This is a genomic window from Burkholderia sp. Cy-637, from assembly GCF_011753175.1.
Lineage (GTDB): Bacteria > Pseudomonadota > Gammaproteobacteria > Burkholderiales > Burkholderiaceae > Burkholderia > Burkholderia gladioli.
The window spans coordinates 1-18,023 of record NZ_VWWC01000034.1 but is presented as its reverse complement, the minus strand read 5'-3'; the positions used below and the strand labels follow the sequence as shown (position 1 = coordinate 18,023).

10 protein-coding genes are annotated in these 18,023 nt (G+C 65.7%); 5 read left to right on the top strand and 5 right to left on the bottom strand.

Annotation, left to right across the window (positions count from 1 at the left end; translation table 11 throughout):
• Positions 1–9 precede the first annotated feature (9 nt).
• Positions 10–6,222: a YadA-like family protein gene (locus F3J10_RS12370; RefSeq protein WP_167242207.1), complete on the bottom strand. Its 6,213-nt coding sequence runs from the start codon at positions 6,220–6,222 to the stop codon at positions 10–12.
• A 466-nt stretch (positions 6,223–6,688) separates the two neighbouring features.
• On the opposite strand from F3J10_RS12370, the gene F3J10_RS12365 reads away from it, so the two are divergent.
• The 5 genes from F3J10_RS12365 (at position 6,689) to F3J10_RS12345 (ending at position 11,942) form a co-directional block, all read left to right on the top strand.
• Complete coding sequence (locus F3J10_RS12365; RefSeq protein WP_167242206.1) at positions 6,689–7,825, top strand: DUF2827 domain-containing protein; 1,137 nt, start codon at positions 6,689–6,691, stop codon at positions 7,823–7,825.
• A 230-nt stretch (positions 7,826–8,055) separates the two neighbouring features.
• Entirely contained in the window at positions 8,056–9,003 is a 948-nt protein-coding gene (locus tag F3J10_RS12360) for a LysR family transcriptional regulator (protein WP_167230816.1), read from the top strand.
• A 318-nt stretch (positions 9,004–9,321) separates the two neighbouring features.
• Positions 9,322–10,479, top strand: coding sequence for a DUF2827 domain-containing protein (locus F3J10_RS12355; RefSeq protein ID WP_167242205.1), 1,158 nt, complete (start codon positions 9,322–9,324; stop codon positions 10,477–10,479).
• A 2-nt stretch (positions 10,480–10,481) separates the two neighbouring features.
• Positions 10,482–11,639 carry a DUF2827 domain-containing protein gene (locus F3J10_RS12350; protein WP_167242204.1) on the top strand — a complete coding sequence of 386 codons (1,158 nt, stop codon included), beginning with the start codon at positions 10,482–10,484 and terminating at the stop codon, positions 11,637–11,639.
• 21 nt (positions 11,640–11,660) lie between these two features.
• Positions 11,661–11,942 (top strand): H-NS histone family protein, encoded by a 282-nt coding sequence (locus tag F3J10_RS12345; RefSeq protein ID WP_060005156.1) that lies wholly within the window; start codon positions 11,661–11,663, stop codon positions 11,940–11,942.
• Positions 11,943–11,997: 55 nt separating this feature from the next.
• On the opposite strand, the gene F3J10_RS12340 is transcribed toward F3J10_RS12345, so the two are convergent.
• The 4 genes from F3J10_RS12340 to F3J10_RS12325 form a co-directional block, all read right to left on the bottom strand.
• Positions 11,998–12,879, bottom strand: a complete 882-nt coding sequence (locus F3J10_RS12340) for a LysR substrate-binding domain-containing protein (protein WP_060005158.1) — start codon at positions 12,877–12,879, stop codon at positions 11,998–12,000.
• Positions 12,880–12,990: 111 nt separating this feature from the next.
• Positions 12,991–15,384 carry a tetratricopeptide repeat protein gene (locus F3J10_RS12335; RefSeq protein WP_167242203.1) on the bottom strand — a complete coding sequence of 798 codons (2,394 nt, stop codon included), beginning with the start codon at positions 15,382–15,384 and terminating at the stop codon, positions 12,991–12,993.
• Positions 15,385–15,896: 512 nt separating this feature from the next.
• Positions 15,897–17,330: an MFS transporter gene (locus F3J10_RS12330; RefSeq protein WP_025102249.1), complete on the bottom strand. Its 1,434-nt coding sequence runs from the start codon at positions 17,328–17,330 to the stop codon at positions 15,897–15,899.
• 472 nt (positions 17,331–17,802) lie between these two features.
• The coding region (locus tag F3J10_RS12325) for a YXWGXW repeat-containing protein (protein ID WP_167242202.1) at positions 17,803–18,023 on the bottom strand (221 nt) is incomplete at its 5' end.

The following is an 18,023-nucleotide window of genomic DNA, read 5'->3' as shown; positions in this document are numbered from 1 at the left end:
CCGGACTGCTTACTTCCACTGATACAGCATGCCCGCGCCGATCACGCGCTGGTTGCCGCTGAAGCCGCCGTTGATCGAGGCCTTCAGGTTTTCGCTGATGCGTGCCTGCATGTTGACCGCGATTGCCTTCTGGCCCAGGAAGGTGGCGGTACCGACACCCATCCCGAAGTTGGCGTCGCGATCGAGCTGCGGGATCGAGGCCATCGCGCCAACCGCCGCGATACCCTGCCTGGCCATCTGGTCGGTCTGCTGCAGTTGCGAGCCGAGGCTGTTGATCTGCGATTGCTGGCCCGACAACGAGGTCGACAGAGTCGACTGCACGGCATTGAGCTGATTCAGGTTGACCGCATCGGTACCTTCCGTGCCTGGTGCCACGTTGGTGATCTGGCGCTGCTGCGTGCCGCTGCCGACCGACACCACGTTCGAGCGGCCGCCATCCGTCGAATTCGCGCCGATCGCCACCGAGTTCGAACCGGCCGTGACGGTCGGCAGATCGGTGCCCTGGCCGTTCATGTCGGCGGCGATGCCATTGTTGTTGGCGGCCCGCGTGGTGTTGTTGTTGAGGGTGGTTGACAGCTGGTTCAGCGTATTGCTGATGTTCGACACGCCGCTCGACAGCGAAGCCACGTTGCTGTTGGTGGTGCTCAGGCCGGTGGACAAGGAGCCGATGCTGGTCGAGGTCGAGGTGGACAGCGACGAGACATTGCTGTTGGTCGAACTCAGGCCGGTGGACAAGGAGCCGATTGCGGTCGAGGTCGAGGTGGACAGCGACGACACGGTGCTGTTGGTCGAACTCAGGCCGGTCGACAGCGAACTGATGCCGGTCGACAGCGACGCGACATTGGCGGCGGTCGAGGTCGACAGGCTGTTGACGGCCTGGTTGGTCGCATTGAGCTGGCTGCCGTTGACCGCGTCGGTGCTGGCGGCCGAGACCTGGCCCGCCGCGACGTTCGTGACCTGGCGTTCCGCGCCCGGTGCGCCGACGCTCACCACGCTGGTGGGCGTGCTGCCGGCGAAGAAGTACGTGACGCCGCCGATCGTGGTGCTGGACGCCGGGTTGGCGGCAGCCGTCATCGAGCCGGTGCCCAGGGCCACCGAATTGGCGATGTTCGCGACCGCGCCGGAGCCGAAGGCGAGGGCGCCATTGGCGCTGGCCGTCGCGGCGTTGCCGAGCGCGACGGTGTTGTCGGCGCTTGCCTGGCTCGCGTTGCCCAGCGCCAGCGCGCCGGCGCCGGTCGCCGTGTTCGCGTTGCCGAGCGCCACCGCGCCGTCGCCGATCGCCGTGTCGTTCGCGCCCATCGCCACCGCGCCGGTACCTGTCGCGATGCTCGGATCGCCGATCGCCACCGCGCCGTCGCCGGTGGCGGTGTTGCCGGAGCCGATCGAGACCGCCTTGCCGCCGGTGGCCGTCGCGCTCTGGCCAATCGCCACCGCGCCGTCGGAGGCGGCGTTCGAGCCGTTGCCGACCGCGACGCTGCTGGCGCCCGAGGCACTGGCGTTGGTGCCGGCGGCGATCGCGTTGAGGCCGCTCGCGCCGTCGTTGTTGTAGTTGCCTTGCTGCGTGCCGTTGTCGTTGACGCTGTAGTAGTGCGTTTTGGCCGCGTTGATCGCGCTCGAGGTCGAGGTGGACAGCGAACTGATCGAGCTGGTGGCCGAGCTGAGGCCGGTCGACAAGGAGGTGAGACCGGTCGAGGTCGAGGTGGACAGCGAGCCGATCGTGCTGTTGGTGGTGCTCAGGCCGGTGGACAGCGAGCCGATGCCGGTCGAGGCCGAGCTCGACAGCGAGCTGATCGTGCTGTTGGTGGTGCTCAGGCCGGTGGACAAGGAGCTGAGACCGGTCGAGGTCGAGCTCGACAATGAGCTGACCGTGCTGTTGGTCGAACTCAGTCCGGTGGACAGCGAGCCGATACCGGTCGAGGCCGAGGTGGACAGCGACACGATCGAGCTGTTGGCCGACGAGAGGCCGGTCGAGGTCGAGCTCGACAGGGACGAGACCGTGCTGTTGGTCGAGCTCAGTCCGGTGGACAGCGAGCCGATACCGGTCGAGGCCGAGCTCGACAGCGAGGTGATCGCGCTGTTTGCCGTGGACAGGCCTGTCGAGGCCGAGGTCGAGAGCGACGTGACGGTGCTGTCGGTCGAGCTCAGGCCGGTGGACAGCGAGCCGATGCCGGTGGAGGTCGAGGTGGACAGCGAGGTGAGCGAGCTGTTTGTCGAGGACAAGCCCGTGGAGGCCGAGGTCGAGAGCGACGTGACGGTGCTGTCGGTCGAGCTCAGGCCGGTGGACAGCGAACCGATGCCGGTGGAGGTCGAGGTGGACAGCGAGGTGAGCGAGCTGTTTGTCGAGGACAAGCCCGTCGAGGTCGAGGTCGAGAGCGACGTGACGGTGCTATCGGTCGAGCTCAGTCCGGTGGACAGCGAGCCGATACCGGTGGAGGTCGAGGTCGACAGCGAGGTGATCGCGCTGTTTGTCGTGGACAGGCCGGTCGAGGTCGAGGTCGAGAGCGACGTGACGGTGCTGTTGGTCGAGCTCAGGCCGGTGGACAGCGAGCCGAGGCCGGTCGATGCCGAAGTGGACAGCGAGGTAATCGCGCTGTTGGCCGACGACAGGCCGCTCGACGTTGAAGTGGACAAGGACGTGACCGTGCTGTTGGTCGAGCTCAGTCCGGTGGACAGCGAACCGATGCCGGTGGAGGTCGAGGTCGACAGCGAAGTGATCGCGCTGTTTGCCGTGGACAGGCCCGTGGAGGCCGAGGTCGAGAGCGACGAGACCGAGCTGTCGGTCGAGCTGAGTCCGGTGGACAGCGAACCGATGCCCGTGGAGGTCGAAGTGGACAGCGAGGTGATCGCGCTGTTTGCCGAGGACAAGCCCGTGGAGGCCGAGGTCGAGAGCGAGGTGACCGCGCTATCGGTCGAGCTCAGGCCGGTGGACAGCGAGCCGAGGCCGGTCGATGCCGAAGTGGACAGCGAGGTAATCGCGCTGTTGGCCGACGACAGGCCGCTCGACGTTGAGGTGGACAAGGACGTGACCGTGCTGTTGGTCGAACTCAGGCCAGTAGACAGCGAACCGATGCCGGTGGAGGTTGTGGTGGACAGCGAGGCGAGCGAGCTGTCGGTCGAGCTCAGGCCGGTGGACAGCAAACCGATGCCGGTCGAAGTCGACGTGGACAAGGAGGTGATCGCGCTGTTTGCCGAGGACAGGCCCGTGGAGGCCGAGGTCGAGAGCGACGTGACGGTGCTGTCGGTCGAACTGAGGCCAGTGGACAGCGAACCGATGCCGGTGGAGGTCGAGGTGGACAGCGAGGTGATCGCGCTGTTGGCCGACGACAAACCCGTGGAGGTCGAGGTCGAGAGCGACGCGACGGTGCTGTCGGTCGAGCTCAGGCCGGTGGACAGCGAGCCGATACCGGTGGAGGTCGAGGTGGACAGCGAGGTGATCGCGCTGTTGGCCGACGACAAACCCGTCGAGGCCGAGGTCGAGAGCGAGGTGACGGTGCTGTTGGTCGAGCTAAGGCCAGTGGACAGCGAACCGACGCCGGTGGAGGTCGAGGTGGACAGCGAGGTGATCGCGCTGTTGGCCGACGACAAACCCGTCGAGGTCGAGGTCGAGAGCGACGCGACCGAGCTGTTGGTCGAGCTCAGGCCGGTGGACAGCGAGCCGATGCCGGTGGAGGTCGAGGTGGACAGCGAGGTGAGCGAGCTGTTTGTCGAGGACAAGCCCGTCGAGGTCGAGGTCGAGAGCGACGTGACGGTGCTATCGGTCGAGCTCAGTCCGGTGGACAGCGAGCCGATACCGGTGGAGGTCGAGGTCGACAGAGAAGCGACGTTGCTGTTGGTCGAGCTCAGTCCGGTGGACAGCGAACCGATGCCGGTCGAGGTCGAGCTGGACAGAGAAGCGACGTTGCTGTTGGTCGAGCTGAGGCCGGTGGACAAGGAGCCGATGCCGGTCGAGGTCGAGCTGGACAGAGACGCGACGTTGCTGTTGGTCGAGCTGAGGCCGGTGGACAAGGAGCCGATGCCGGTCGAGGTCGAGCTGGACAGCGAAGCGACACTGCTATTGGTCGAACTCAGGCCGGTGGACAGCGAACCGATGCCGGTCGACAGGGACGAGAGCGCGCTGCTCGACGAGGATACCGTCGTCGACAGCGAATTCACGGCCGAATTGGTGGCGAACAATTGCGAGCCATTGATGGCATCGGTGCTGGTCGCCGTGATCTGGCCGGCTGCCACGTTGGTGACCTGGCGCTCCAGGCCGGGTGAGCCGACGCTGACCACGCTGCTTGGCGCACCGCCTGCGAAGGCATGGGTCGTGCCGCCGACCGTGCCGGTGGGCGTCGGATTCGCCGCAGCGGTGACCGAGCCGCTGCCGAGCGCGACGGAGCCGGCCACCGAGGCGCTGGCACCGGAGCCAATCGCGATGCCGCTGTTGGCCGAGGTCGAGGCGTTCGGGCCGATCGCGATCGCCTGGGTGACATTGCCCACCGAGGCCAGATTACCGACGGCAAGCGAGGATGCCCCTGCCGCGGAGGCCCCGGTTCCGAGTGCCGTGGCGGAGGCTCCGGTCGCCGCCGATCCGGCGCCGAGCGCCGTGGTGTTCACGTTGGTCGCCGTGCTCGATGCGCCGAGTGCGACCGAGCCGGCGGTGCCGCTGGCGGTCGAGCCGTTGCCGAGCGCCAGGGCATCGCCGCCCGATGCGACGGTGGAGGCCGCGAAGGTGCCGAAATTGCCCAGTGCTATCGCACCGATGCCGCTTGCGGAGGCCGCGCTGCCGATCGCGGTCGCGCCGTTCGCGCCCGTTGCGCGTGCCGTCGAGCCGATGGCCACCGAGCCGCTGCCGCTTGCCACGCTGGCACTGCCCAGCGCGACTGAACCCGTGCCATTGGCCAGGTTGCCCGAGCCCATCGCCAGGGCGCCCGTACCCGTTGCCAGGTTGTTCAAGCCCATTGCCACCACGCCGCTACCCGACGCGAGGTTCGGACCGCCACCGATCGCCACGGCTCCGTTGCCGTTGGTCGAGGTGCCATAGCCGATCGATACGGCCTGGCCGCCGGTTGCCGCGGCGGTCTCGCCGATTGCTACCGAACCGGCACTGCTGGCGGTGGAAAACTGTCCGACCGCGACCGCGTAGTCGGCGGACGCCGCGCTTTGTCGACCGACTGCGATCGCACTATTACCCGACGAGGAGGCGTTGTAGCCGATCGCCATGTTGTAGTTGTTGGTGGTCGCCTGGGCGTTCTGGCCGATCGCGATCGAGCCGTCCACGCTCGTGGTCGCGCCGCTGCCGAGCGCCACCTGGCCGCCGGTATTGCCATCGGTGCCGACCACGTTGCCGTTGCGCGCATTGCTGCCGATCGCGATATTGGCCGTCGTGCCGGAGCCGGCCGGGCCGGTGTTCGCCGCATTGCCGATGGCGATGGTGTTGGTCGAGGCCGCCTGCGCGTTGGTGCCGATGGCCATCGAATTGACGCCCGTGGCTCCGTCGTTGTTGTAGTTGGCCTGCTGCACGCCGTTGTCGTTCACGCTGACGTAATGCGTGTTGCCGGTCGACAGGGCGCTCGACAGCGAGGTGGACAGGCTGTAGAGCTGGCTGCCGTTGACAGCGTCATTGGAGTTGGCGGAGATCTGGCCCGGTGCCACGCCGGTGAGAATCGTATTGGTGGCGCTGTATAGGCCGGTTGTGTAGTTGTACAGCGTGGTGGCGATGTTCAGCGTTGGCGTGATGACATTGCCGGTTTGCGACAAACCCGTCGTTGTCCCAAAAAGTGCGGCACACGAATAGGTGGAACTCAGATTCCCGCATACGCTGGTAGGAGAGCCGAGCGAGGTGCCGATCAGAGATGCGTTCGTGGCATAAGTCAGAACATCCGCGCCGAACAATCCGGAGAGGGCGGTGTTGTTGTCCTGCAGCCCAGAAGGATAAACATTGCTGACGGTGCCGCCGGATGTACCGCCCGGAGCGGTACCGTTGAACAGCGTTCCGTCGTTGACGTTGCCCGGGGCAACCAGGGACTGCGCGTGCAGCGGCGACGAGACCACCGCAAAAGCCGCCAATGCGCCGAACGCCACGGATTTCAGGCGCAACAGCGTGCGACCCAGGGCGAGGCCGGGCTGCATGGTGGCGCCATCCTTCGACGTTCCGCCGGCTCGCTTGCATCGATCGATCTCGCTGACCGCCACCCATGCACCGAGCGATTCGTTCCAGACTGTTTTGTATGACTTGTTCATAACGGACACCTAAATGAAATTGCTAGGAAAATGTTTTTGTAATCTCTCAGGTGTTCGTCACTCGGAGAATGCGTTCGACGCTGCCTTCGAGGGCAATGCCCGTGTATTTGTGTTTTCTAAGCTAGCAACAAAAACTTTATTGCCACAGAGAAGAATCTTTAAATTTATTGTCATTTATGGACTGAATTTCATGGATTTGAAAGTCGAATATCCATGTCTGCTGAGTGATTATTTGCAGTCTGGATATCCGTTATTCGACAGTCATTTGCTGCGTGACTCTTTTCTTTTCGGATGGGAAGATATGGGAAATTATTTGATATCTCAATAATCAATTGTCATAAAACGACAATTGAAGTTTCAATTATTGTGAATTACTCTTGACGAATAACGATTATTTGTATCGTGGGGTGGAAATGAAATCGGGATCTGGAGAACCGCAGGATTGCCGTACCTCGGGAGGGTCGCGATGGCTGCTGCCCTGAACGGCTTGCGCATCGGCATCACGATCGGATTGCGCAGCCCCGACGAAAGCATGTGGATCAACGGCATCAAGCAGAACGCCTTGTTTCTCGCGAAGCTGTTGATGGCGTCGCCGCGGGGGCATCGCGTAACCCTGGTCAATACCACCGACGTGCCGTTGACCGACGCGCTGCCCTGGGATCGCGCCCTGTACGACACGCGCGGGTTCGCCGACGTGAAGGACGCCCTGGATGTGCTGATCGAGCTCGGGGGGCAGGTCGATGCCGACCAGACCGCCTACCTCAAGACGCGCGGCACCAGGCTCGTCAGCTATTGCTGCGGCGTCGAGTACATCAACGTGATGGAGTCGATCCTGTTCGGCAGGCGTCTTTGGGATTCGCTCTTCGTGAACCGCGGGTTCGACGAGGTATGGGCGATTCCGCAGATCGCACCCTCGTCGCTGCCGTTCCTGCAGTCCCTGCGCCGTTGCCCGGGCCGCGTCGTGCCCTTCGTCTGGGATCCGATGTTCCTGTCCGCGCGAGGCGCGGTGCTCCCCGGCAACGGCGAATACCGCCCGAGCGGCCGGCTCGGCAAGCGGCTTGCCGTGATGGAGCCGAATCACGATGTCGTGAAGTGCTGCCTGTATCCGATGCTGATCATCGACGAGGTCTATCGTCAGGCATTCGACAGGATCGAGTTCGTTCATGTGTCGAATGCCGATCGCCTAGCACACGACAGTCCAGAGTTCGTGATGCTGATGAACCAGTTGGAGGTCGTGCGCGCGGGCAGGGCGAGCTTCGTCGGACGATTCGACACGCCGGTCTTTCTCGCTAGCCTGACCGACGTGGTCGTCTCGCATCAATGGTCGAACCCGCTCAACTACTTCTATTTCGATGTGTGCTGGCAGGGCTATCCGCTCGTGCATAACGCCGGTCTCGCGCCCGATCTCGGCTACTACTATCCGGACAACGAGGTGGAGAAGGGCGCGCAGGCGCTGCTGCATGCGCTGCGCGCGCACGACGGCGAATGGGAGGCGTATACGCGACGCCAGCGCCAGATCCTGCTGCGCTACACCTCGTCGAATCCGTCGCTCGTTGCCGAATACGACCTGCTGCTCGCGAACCTGCTCGGGGCGGTGGCCTGAGCAGGCGTGCCCGGCCGTTCGATTCTCGTGATGATTGTCTAGTGGGGACACGACAACCGGGGGTTATTCACATGACAAAGTTTCGTCTTTCGAAGCGTGAATGACGCGCCTATGATTCGGCCATCTGATCGGCGAAGTCGGGCGCCGGCTGGACGGCACCGGCTGTGCCGCAAGCCTGTGATCGCAGGCGGGACCCGCCCCGGAGCTGGTCGGCGTGTTGCGAGCGCCGCGTGGCGGTAGAAAATCTCATCGAGTCTGTGGTGCTAATTATGGATGTCAAGATCAATCGGCTGGCCCTGATGGACACCTTCGTGAAGATCGTCGAGGTGGGCAGTTTCACGGAAGCCGCCAAGTCGCTCAATACCAGCCAGCCGACCGTGAGCCGTCAGCTGCGATCGCTCGAGGATCTTCTGGGCATGGAATTGGTTCGCAGAACTACCCATGGGATGCGCGTCACGGATGCCGGGAAGCGCTATTACGAGTATTCTCGTGCGCTGATCAGCGACATGGTGCAGTTCGAGAACATCATGCGAGGCGAGCATGTCGAGCCACGCGGCAGCTTGAGGATCATCGTTCCGCAACTGCTGGTGCCGGAGTGGTTGACCGTCGTGGCATCGCGGTATTTCAAGGAATGCCCGCAGGTCAAGCTGGAGTGGATGGCGCACGATAAGCCGGTACGCTTCCATGAGGAGGCCGTCGATTGCGTGATCCGCTTCGGGCTGCCGTTCGATCAGGCCTCGGCGGTGCGCTCGGTGGGAATGCTCGAGCGGATCGTGGTGGCCAGTCCGGACCTGCTGGAACGCTGCGGAATCGACGAATCGCCGATCGCGTCGTCCGGGAAGCTGCCGTGGATTTCGCTGTCGGCGGATTATCGTACTCGTTTGCAATTGTTTGACGATCACCAACGCGGGCATGAATTCCAGATCGATCCGGTATTCGTGGCGGACCAGATCCTTGCAACACGGGAGGCGGCCCGACAGGGGATCGGCGCGCTACTGGTTCCCGAATGGGCCGTGACGGACGATATCAAGAGTGGAAGTCTCGTCAGGATATTTCCGGCATGGGCCGGCGCGCCCATGCCGATCAATATCATTTATCCGAAGGACGGGGAGAGCACGCCGAAGCTTGCGCGCTTCCTGGAGGTCGCCGAATCCGCGATCCAGGAGATATTCGAGTGATGCCTCGCTGGCCGGGCAGGCAATGTCCGGCGCATGAGGCCATGCGTGCCGGGATTGCGCCAGATAATGGCGATGCAATATGCGGAATTTGATTATCCGATTTTTAAATTTCAAAGCCGATTTATAAATATTTGACTTATCGGCGCGGTATGGCGGATGTCAATGCCATTAAAAGGCGTTTATCATTCGCGCAGATCGGGACGATGGATTCGAATCTCGCTGTCGCGAATCAGCCATGATAATTCGTTCAAGGCAGAGTGCATCGTCGTGCGCTCGATGCGATGACGAAGAACAGGACACCTCAAGGGAGTACTGACGGTGACATACACCACTGAATGCGTCGCAGGCGGTCACCGCGAGCGACGGCCGTGCGTCGGTATCTCATTGTTCGCACGCGAGGGCCAGGCGATCTGGGAAAACGGCATTCATCAGAACATCGCCTACCTCGCGATGATGCTCAAGCGTTCCGAGCACGTCGGCCCTGTCTATTTCCTGAACGGCGGCGATGCCGGCATGCTGCCGTCGGGCCTGGACCTGGACGGCCTCGACATACCGCTCGTCAGACCGGCCGACGTCACGCATCAGCTCGACGTCGTCATCGAAATGGGCGCGCAGTTGCCGCTCGAATGGCTCAAGCACGTGAAGGCGCTCGGCAAGAAACTGGTCGCGTGCTTTGTCGGCCACACCTATGGCGGCCTGGCCGAAACGCCGATCTTCGGCAAGCCGTCGGGGCACATCTTCAACCATCGCCTGTTCGACGAAGTATGGGTGCTGGAGAAATCGGAGAGGGTCGACGTCCCACTGCTGCGCACGCTGATGCGTGCGCCGGTTCACACAATCCCGCATCTGTGGTCGCCGTACTTCATTGACCGGCGCATCGCCGAACTGGCAAGCGAAGGCCTGGCATTCGGATATCGGCGCGGCGCTCGGCCCTGGCGGATCGGCACGCTCGAGCCCAACATCTCGGTCGTCAAGACTTGCCACTATCCGATGCTGGTGAGCGAGGCGTGCTACCGGGCGAGGCCCGATGCGATCCAGCATCTGTTCGTGGTCAATGCCATGCACATGAAGGCGCATCCCACCTTCCTGCACTTCGCCAACAACCTCGACCTGGTGCGCCAGCACAAGGCCAGCTTCGAGCCGCGCATGGACCTGCCCGGCTTCATGGCGCGCCATGCGGATGCAATCGTGTCGCATCACTGGGAAAATCCGCAGAACTACCTGTATTACGACGTGCTCTACGGCGCTTATCCCCTGATCCACAATTCCATGCTGCTCGGTGGGGCCGGTTACTACTACCCGGATTTCGACGCGGCCGAAGGCGGCCGCGTGCTGCTCGACGCGTGGCTGCATCACGACGAACGACTCGACGATTACCGTGACAAGGCCGACCGCCTGCTGAGGTCGGTCTCGATCGACAACCCCGCGAATCTCGACGCGTTCGTCACGCGCCTGGTCGCTCGAATCGGAGAATGAGCATGCCGGATACCAAGGTCCGCGGTGCGCCTGGCGAGGGCAGGCGCCTGGTCGTCGGCGTGTCGCTGCATGTGCGGGGCGCCGGCCAGTCGCTGTGGGAAAACGGCATTTTCCAGAACTGCCTGTTGCTGATCCTGCTGTTGCGTCAGTCGCCGCTTGTCGCCGAGGCCGTGATGGTGAACGGCGGCGAGCAGGCCGCTGATCCGCAGTTGATGCTCGACGAGTGGGATGTGCCCTTGCTCGCCATGGACGAAGCGCTGCAGCGCTGCGACGTGCTGATCGAGATGAGCGCGCAGTTCAGCCCGGATTACCTGCGTGCGTTTCGGGAGCGGGGCGGCAAGGCCGTCACGATGCGGGTCGGCAACGACTACGTGATCGACATCGAACGCGCGATGTTCGACAAGCCTCCGGGTTTCCTGTTCTCGGGCGCGCCCTACGACGCGGTCTGGACGATCCCGGAATTCGAGCGCTCCTGCCTGCACTATTACCGGACCGGCTTGCGCGCGCCGGTCACGATCGTGCCGCACATCTGGCATCCGGTGCTGTTCGACAAGGCACGTACCACGCTCGGCGCCGGCCTGAGTTTCGGCTACCGGCCCGGCAGGCGGCGCTGGCGCGTGGCGATGTTCGAACCGAACATCTGCATGGTCAAGACCAGCATCGTCCCGATGCTGGTGGCCGAGGAGGCCTATCGCGCGAAGGCCGATTTCCTGGAGGTGGTGCGCGTCTGCAATGCGATGCATCTGAAGGATCACACGACCTTCGTTCATTTCGCCAAGGCGCTCGATATCGTCGATCATGGGCTCACCACCTTCGAAAGCCGTTACGCGGTGTACGAGTTCATGGCGGCGCATGGCGATGCCGTCGTGTCGCATAGCTGGGAAAACGCCCAGAACTATCTGTACTACGAATTGCTGTATGGCGATTACCCGCTGATTCACAATTCGCCATTCCTCGACAAGGCCGGATATTACTACCCGGGGTTCGATTGCCTGGCCGGTGGCCATGCCCTGCTGCGGGCGTTCGCCGAACACGATGCGAACCTCGAGGCCTACCGCGAGCAGTCGAGGCAGGTACTCGATTCGGTGAGCATCTACCATCCCGACAACCTGGCTGCCTATACCGACGCCTTGTCGGCGCTTTATGCCGCCGCCCCCTGAACCGCCGCATTGGCTCGAAACATGAACAAGACCTATCCGGAGCTGCTCGCCGAATGTACCGAACTGGAGGCCAAGCTCGCGCGCGCTCGCGCCAGCGTGCGGGACGAGGCCTTGTGCACGATCAGGAAGCTGATGATCGATTTCGGGATCGATGCGGATGAACTGACGGGAACGCCTGGCGTGAAAAGGCCGGGCTCCCGCGCGCCGAAATACTGGGATCCGGAATCGGGCCGGACCTGGACCGGGCGAGGCAGGGTGCCGGCGTGGATCGCCGGCAAGGATCGCAGCACGTTCGAACTCTGAGGTCATCGTCGGCACGTGCCATCGCCGTTTCCATTGACAGGCCATTGGGCGGAGTTCACGCGAAGTTGCGCAACGCCGCCTTCTTCAGCATTTCCATCATCAGGCGCGCATTCGTCGACAGCATCAGGTCCGAGCGCGTCACCAGGCCCTCGGTCAGGTCAGGCAGCGGCTCGACGAGATCGAGCGTGACCAGGTCGGGATCCTGGATTTCCGCCGCGATATCCTCGTTGACGACGGCAATCGCGGTGCTGCACTTGAGCACGGCCCGCGTGGCGATCACGTTCTGGCTCTCGATGTTCTGCGGTGCCTCGTTCGCTTTTGCCGCGCTGAATTCTTCCGGGTGCGGCGCCAGGCGGATGCCGCCGCTCACCCAGCGAAAGGGGGTGAGTTCCTCGCGCGTGCAGCGCCTGCCTGCCAGCGGGTGGGTACGAAAGGCGAGTACCACGGTCGGACGGCTGAACCAGGGGTCGAAGCGGAACGGCAGGGGAATCGATCCCGGCCGCGCGGCACAGACGCCGAAATCGAGCGTGCCGTCGCGCAGGCCAGGCAGCACCGAGGAGAGCGTGCCGTCGACGATGCGCAAGGGCGCGCGTGGCCGTTGCACGAGGAATTCGGGCAACACGAGGGGCAGTAGGCGGGCGGAGGCCATCAGGGACAGGCCCATCGCCACCCGGCCGCGATCGTCGGGCGATACGTCGCCGTCGAGGAGGCTCATCTGCTCGACGATCAGCGTCGCACGCGGCAGCAGCGACCGGCCCGCCGGGGTCAGGGTGGTGCCTTCGACGCCTCGCAGGATCAATTTCGTGCCCAACTCCTCCTCGAGCAGGCGCATCGTCTTGGTGACGGCTGCCTGGGTCACGCCCATCGACCGCGCGGCGGCCCGGATGCTGCCGAGGCGCGCGACGCAGACGAAGGCGAGTACGTGCGGATACTTCATCGATGTCGATCCACGATGGATTGTCCGGGCGCAACGCTTGCCCGTATCACGCTCTACTTTCGTCGGCGTGCGGATCTTCCACCACTAGCGTATACGCGGTCCCGACCATTTTCAGGCCGTGCCGCGCGTCTCCGGCGCGCCGCCGCTCGCCCTCTCGCACCAACCCCGCCACGCCCCGCGATACGCCGCCTCGACATGCCGCGCGAAACGCGCCCCGTCCATCAACGGCGAGGCGGCGAGCCGCGCGCGCAGGCCGGCGCGCATCGCGGCCAGGCGCGGCAGGTCGCGCGCCAGCCCGGTGGCGATCTCGACGAAGCGCGCGTCGCTGTCGGCGACGATCTCGCTCAAGCCCAGGTTGGCGGCCTGGCTCAGTCCGGCGCGGCCCACCACCGTGTCGGTGATGCGCGTCACCACCGGCACGCCCATCCAGTAGGAATCGAGGCTGGTGGTATGGCCGTTGTAGGGCAGGGTATCGAGCCCGATGTCGATCTCGTGATAGGTCCGCAGGTACTCCGCGCGCGGGCGGAAGGCGGTGAAGGCGACGCGCTCGTCGTCGATGCCGTGATCTCGCAAGCGATCGAGCAGAAGCCTGCGCGCCGAGCCTTCCGGCGCCATCAGGACCAGCCGTGCCTCGTCGAACCCGCGCATCACTTCGGCCCACAGACGGAACGAGGCATCGCCGAGCTTGCAGGGATTGTTCAGGCATCCGAAGGTGGGATAACCGTTCGCGAGCGCCGGCAGGGCATTGACCTCGGGTGTGTCGGTCAGCGGGTCGTAGCACCAGAAGGTCTCGGGCAGGCGCAGCGAGCGCTCGCTGTACCAGCCGTCGGCGCCGACGGGATCGAGCCAGGGATCGGTCAGGCGGTAGTCGATCGCCTCGATGCCGGTGGTGCCCGGGTAGGCCAGCCAGGCGATCTGCACCGGCGCGGGCTTGCGCGCGAACAGCAGCGGCCGGCTGTCGGCCATGTGCATCGAGAGGTCGACCAGGATATCGATGCCGTCCTCGCGGATCAGCCGCGCCAGCCGCTCGTCGTCGAGCTGCCTGACCTCGCGCCAGAGATCGGCGTGGCCGGCGATGCGCCGGGTCAGCGCGTCCGGGCGCGTCACGCTCGAATAGCAGACGATCTCGAAGCGCGCGTGATCGTGATGCGAGAGCAGCGGGATCGTGAACAGCGCCTGGCAATGGTTGCGGAAGTCGGGCGACACATAGCCGATGCGCAGGCGGCGCGACGGCTCGGCCGGCCGCGCATGCGGCTCGCGATGCGCGCGCAGGGGCGCCTCGTGCCGCGCCGACCAGCGGCGCGCCTCGTCGAGGATCGCCTCGGGATGCGTGGCCTGGAAGCTCAGTGCATAGAGCAGGTTGCCATGCGCCACCACGTTGGCCGGGTCGCATGCGAGCGCATGGCGATAGCAGTCGATGCCCTCGTCGAGGCGGCCCTGGTCCTTCAGCACGTTGCCGAGATTGTTGTGGCTGGCCGAGTGGCGCGGATCGGCGGCGAGCGCGTCGCGCAGGCGCGCCTCGGCCTCGTCCATCGCGCCGAGCATGCGCATCGTCACGGCCAGGTTGTTGAGCGCGGCCAGGAAGGCGGGGCGCAGGCGGATCGCGGTATCGAAGGCGTCGGCCGCGTCGTGCAGCGAGCCGGCTTCCTGGTAGACCACGCCCAGGTTGTTGTACGCATCGGCATGCGCGGGTGCCTGCTCGATCGCGCGCTGGTAGTGATCCAGCGCCTCGCGACGCTGGCCGAGCGCGTGCAGCGCGTTGGCGAGGTTGTAGGCGGCTTCGGGGAAGACGGGATCCAGCTCCAGGCTGCGCGTCAGCAGGGCGGCGCTGCGGGCGAATTCGCCGTGTCGATGCAGGGCGACGCCGAGGTTGGCCAGCACCATCGGCGAGTCGGGCGCGACCTGCCGGGCCATCTCGAGCAGGGCCACCGATTCGTCGAGCTGGCCGGTCGCCAGCGCCAGCGTGCCGAGGTTGGTCAGCGCATCGGCGTCGCCGGGCTGCAGTTCGAGCGCGCGCAGGTAGGCGGCTTGCGCGGCCTGGTGCTCGCCGAGCTGGCGGTGGCAGTTGCCGAGGTTGTTGAGCGCGTCGACGCGGGCGGGGTCGCGCTCCAGCAGCGCGGTATAGGCCTCGATGGCGGGCGCGGCCTGGCCGGCCGATTGCAGCGCCGAGGCCAGCGCGAAATGCGCGTCGATGGAATCGGCGTCGAGGGCGAGGGCCTGCCGGTAGGCGCCGATCGCCTCCGCGAAGCATTGCGCGGCCGCGAACACGTGGCCGCGCGCGAGGTGGTAGCGGGCATTGCCGGGGGCGCGTGCCAGCGCGGCGTCGAGCCAGTCGAGCGCGGCGTCGTAGGCGCCGCTCTGCAGGTCCAGCATGCCGAGGCGGAACATCAGGTTCGCCTCGCCGGGCTCGAGCGTGAGCGCGCGCTGGTACAGGTCGCGCGCCTCGGCCAGCCGGCCCGCGAGATGATGCGTGGTCGCGAGTTCGAGTATCTGCCTGTTTTCCATGCTGGGCCCGCCCTGGATGAAGTCGCCGGATCGGCTCCGTCGCGACGCTGGCCAGGGCTCGCATCGCGTGCTCGCGATGCAACTGGCGAGCGGCGAGCGACGGTTTGCGTGACCGACGGGAAGCCTCCGCGGGAACGATAGCAAGGCCGGCGGCGCCGGTGTTTACAGGCGTTTACGCGCGGGGCTTGCCGCGGCGGCGCATCGGCGACGGGTCTTTCAACAAGGTGACCATTCGTTTCGCAAAGCGATGCAAATGCGCTGCGAAAGACTGACAAGGCTTTCGGAAGGTCGACGATGGCATGCGGTCCGTGGTGCCGGTTTTGCTCAGGAATGCAAAGCGCATCGGGCGGGAGGCAGGCCCGGTCGGTTGGCAATCTTCCCGGCTGCGCGATGTCGGTCTCGCGCTGGGCGATTCGAGCAGGCTGGGCCGGGCAAGTGGTTCGCCGGGCAGGATTCGACGTGTGGCTGGCGGCCCGTGCAGCCGGAGCGGCTGGACGGACGACGCGGGGGAATCAGCGGGCCGCCTCCTGCGCGGCCTCGTCGTCGACGTCCTGCCGGGTCGGCTCGAAGCGCACCGCCGCCAGGAAGCCGATCGGGATCAGCGCGGCGATCGACACGATCCAGAACATGTCGGTGCCGTAGCGCGCCTTCAGGATCGGCAGCACGAACAGCGCGAGCGCGCTGCCCAGGCCGGCCAGCGCGCGGCCGAAGCCGACGCCGGTGCCGCGGATCGCGGTCGGATACGACAGCGCCGGGTAGACCATCATCTGCGCGCCGGGGCCGAAGCCTTCCGCGAACAGCCAGGCGCCCAGCATCGCCAGCGCGAGGCCGATGCCGAGCGCGCCTTGCGGATGACCGAGCAGGGCCAGCGCGACCAGCGACACGAATTGCAGCGCGAAACCCGCGATCGCGACCTGCCGCGACGGCCGCCGATAGGCGAGGCGCATGCCCAGCAGGCCGCCCGTCAGCGCGAACAGCAGGTTCAGCGCGAGCGAGGCCGAGATCGTCTCGAACACGCCGGCGCCGAGGAACTGCGACAGGATCGAGGGCAGGAAAAAGGCGATCGCCGTGTATTCGAAGGGGATGCAGAGATTCATCGCGCTGGCCACCAGCGTGCGCGCCAGGTAGGGGCGCCGGAACAGCACCCGGAAGCCGACCGGCGCCTGGGCCGGCGGCGCGCCGGCATCCTCGGCGCGGTGCGCGCGGATCCCGTAGGACTCGCGCAGGATGCGCGCGGCGTCCTCCAGCTTGCCCTGGTTGGCGGCCCACAGCGGCGACTCGTTCATGAAGCGGCTGCGCACCGCGATGATCACCAGCGCCGGCACCGCGCCGAAGATCAGCGAGGCGCGCCAGAGCCAACCCGCATGCTCGGCCGGCAACGCGAAGTAGAGACCGAACACGATCAGGAAGCAGACCGAGGACGCGGCGTACCACATCGGGCACCAGGCGGCGAGCCGCGAGGCCTTGTTGCCGCGGCCCTGGAATTTCGAGAACTCGGACAGGAAGGCCATCGCGACCGGCAGGTCGATGCCCACCCCGAGCCCCATCACGAAGCGCGCGGCGATCAGCACCCAGACGTTCGGCGCGAGCCCGGCCACGATCGCCGCGACCACGAAGAACAGCATGTCGGCCATGAACACCTGGTAGCGGCCGATGCGATCGGTGAACCAGCCGCCGAGCAGGCTGCCGAGGATCGTGCCGATCACGATCGAGGAGGTGACCAGGCCGGTCAGCGCGGGCGTGAGGCCGAATTCGCGAACCACGTCCTGGATGCCGTAGGACAGCGTGGTCAGGTCGTAGGCGTCGAGGAACACGCCGCCCAGCGCCAGCAGCACGATCACGCGCGCATGGCTGTCGCGGCTGGTGCTGGTGTTGATCAGGCGCGAGACGTCGCTCGCGGAACGGATCGGCGAGGAACTCGCCGCATCGAGGTCGAGGGTGCTCAAGGGGTTCTCCACGGTTGGCGATCGGCGCGATGGGCGGGAAGCAGGGGCGTGCGGGCGCGATCGCGGCGGCGGCGCGGTGCTGGCGGCACGGCGGCGGTCGCGAAGGGCGATGCTAGGCAAGGGCGGCGCGCTCACGAACGGCCGATTTGCGATTAGCAAATCACGCGCGAGCGATCGGGAGGGACGTGGCAGGCAGGGGCAGGCAAAACGATGCGGCGGCGGAGGCGGCGCTCGCGTGGGCCGGCTCGCTCATGTCGTGGCGGCGGAGCAACGCGTGCCACGGCATATGCTTGGGCGAAATCGATCGAAGCGGGGAACTGGACGCCGGCCGATGACGGCCTGGCCGGCGTGCCGAAACGGGGGCGCGGCAACTTGCGGGAAGGGCGCTTCGACAGCCGACGGGGGCGTCAGTTCCACACACACTATATATATAGTGTGTTGCGCATCTCGCAGGGGGCGGTGCCCTGGCGACTCAGTGCCAGCCGCCCGGCACGAACACCCAGTTCGGGCCCTGCCGGCGCCATTGTCCCGAGCTCCAGCGGCGCCCGCGCCGCGCCGCGATCCAGCGCCCCGGCACCCACGCATAGCGGCCACCGCGCCAATCCCAGTAACCATCGGCCCAGACATAACCGCGAGCGCGCGGCGGCGGCGGGCGGCGATCGCGCCGCAGCGGCGGCGGCGCGCGGTCGGGGC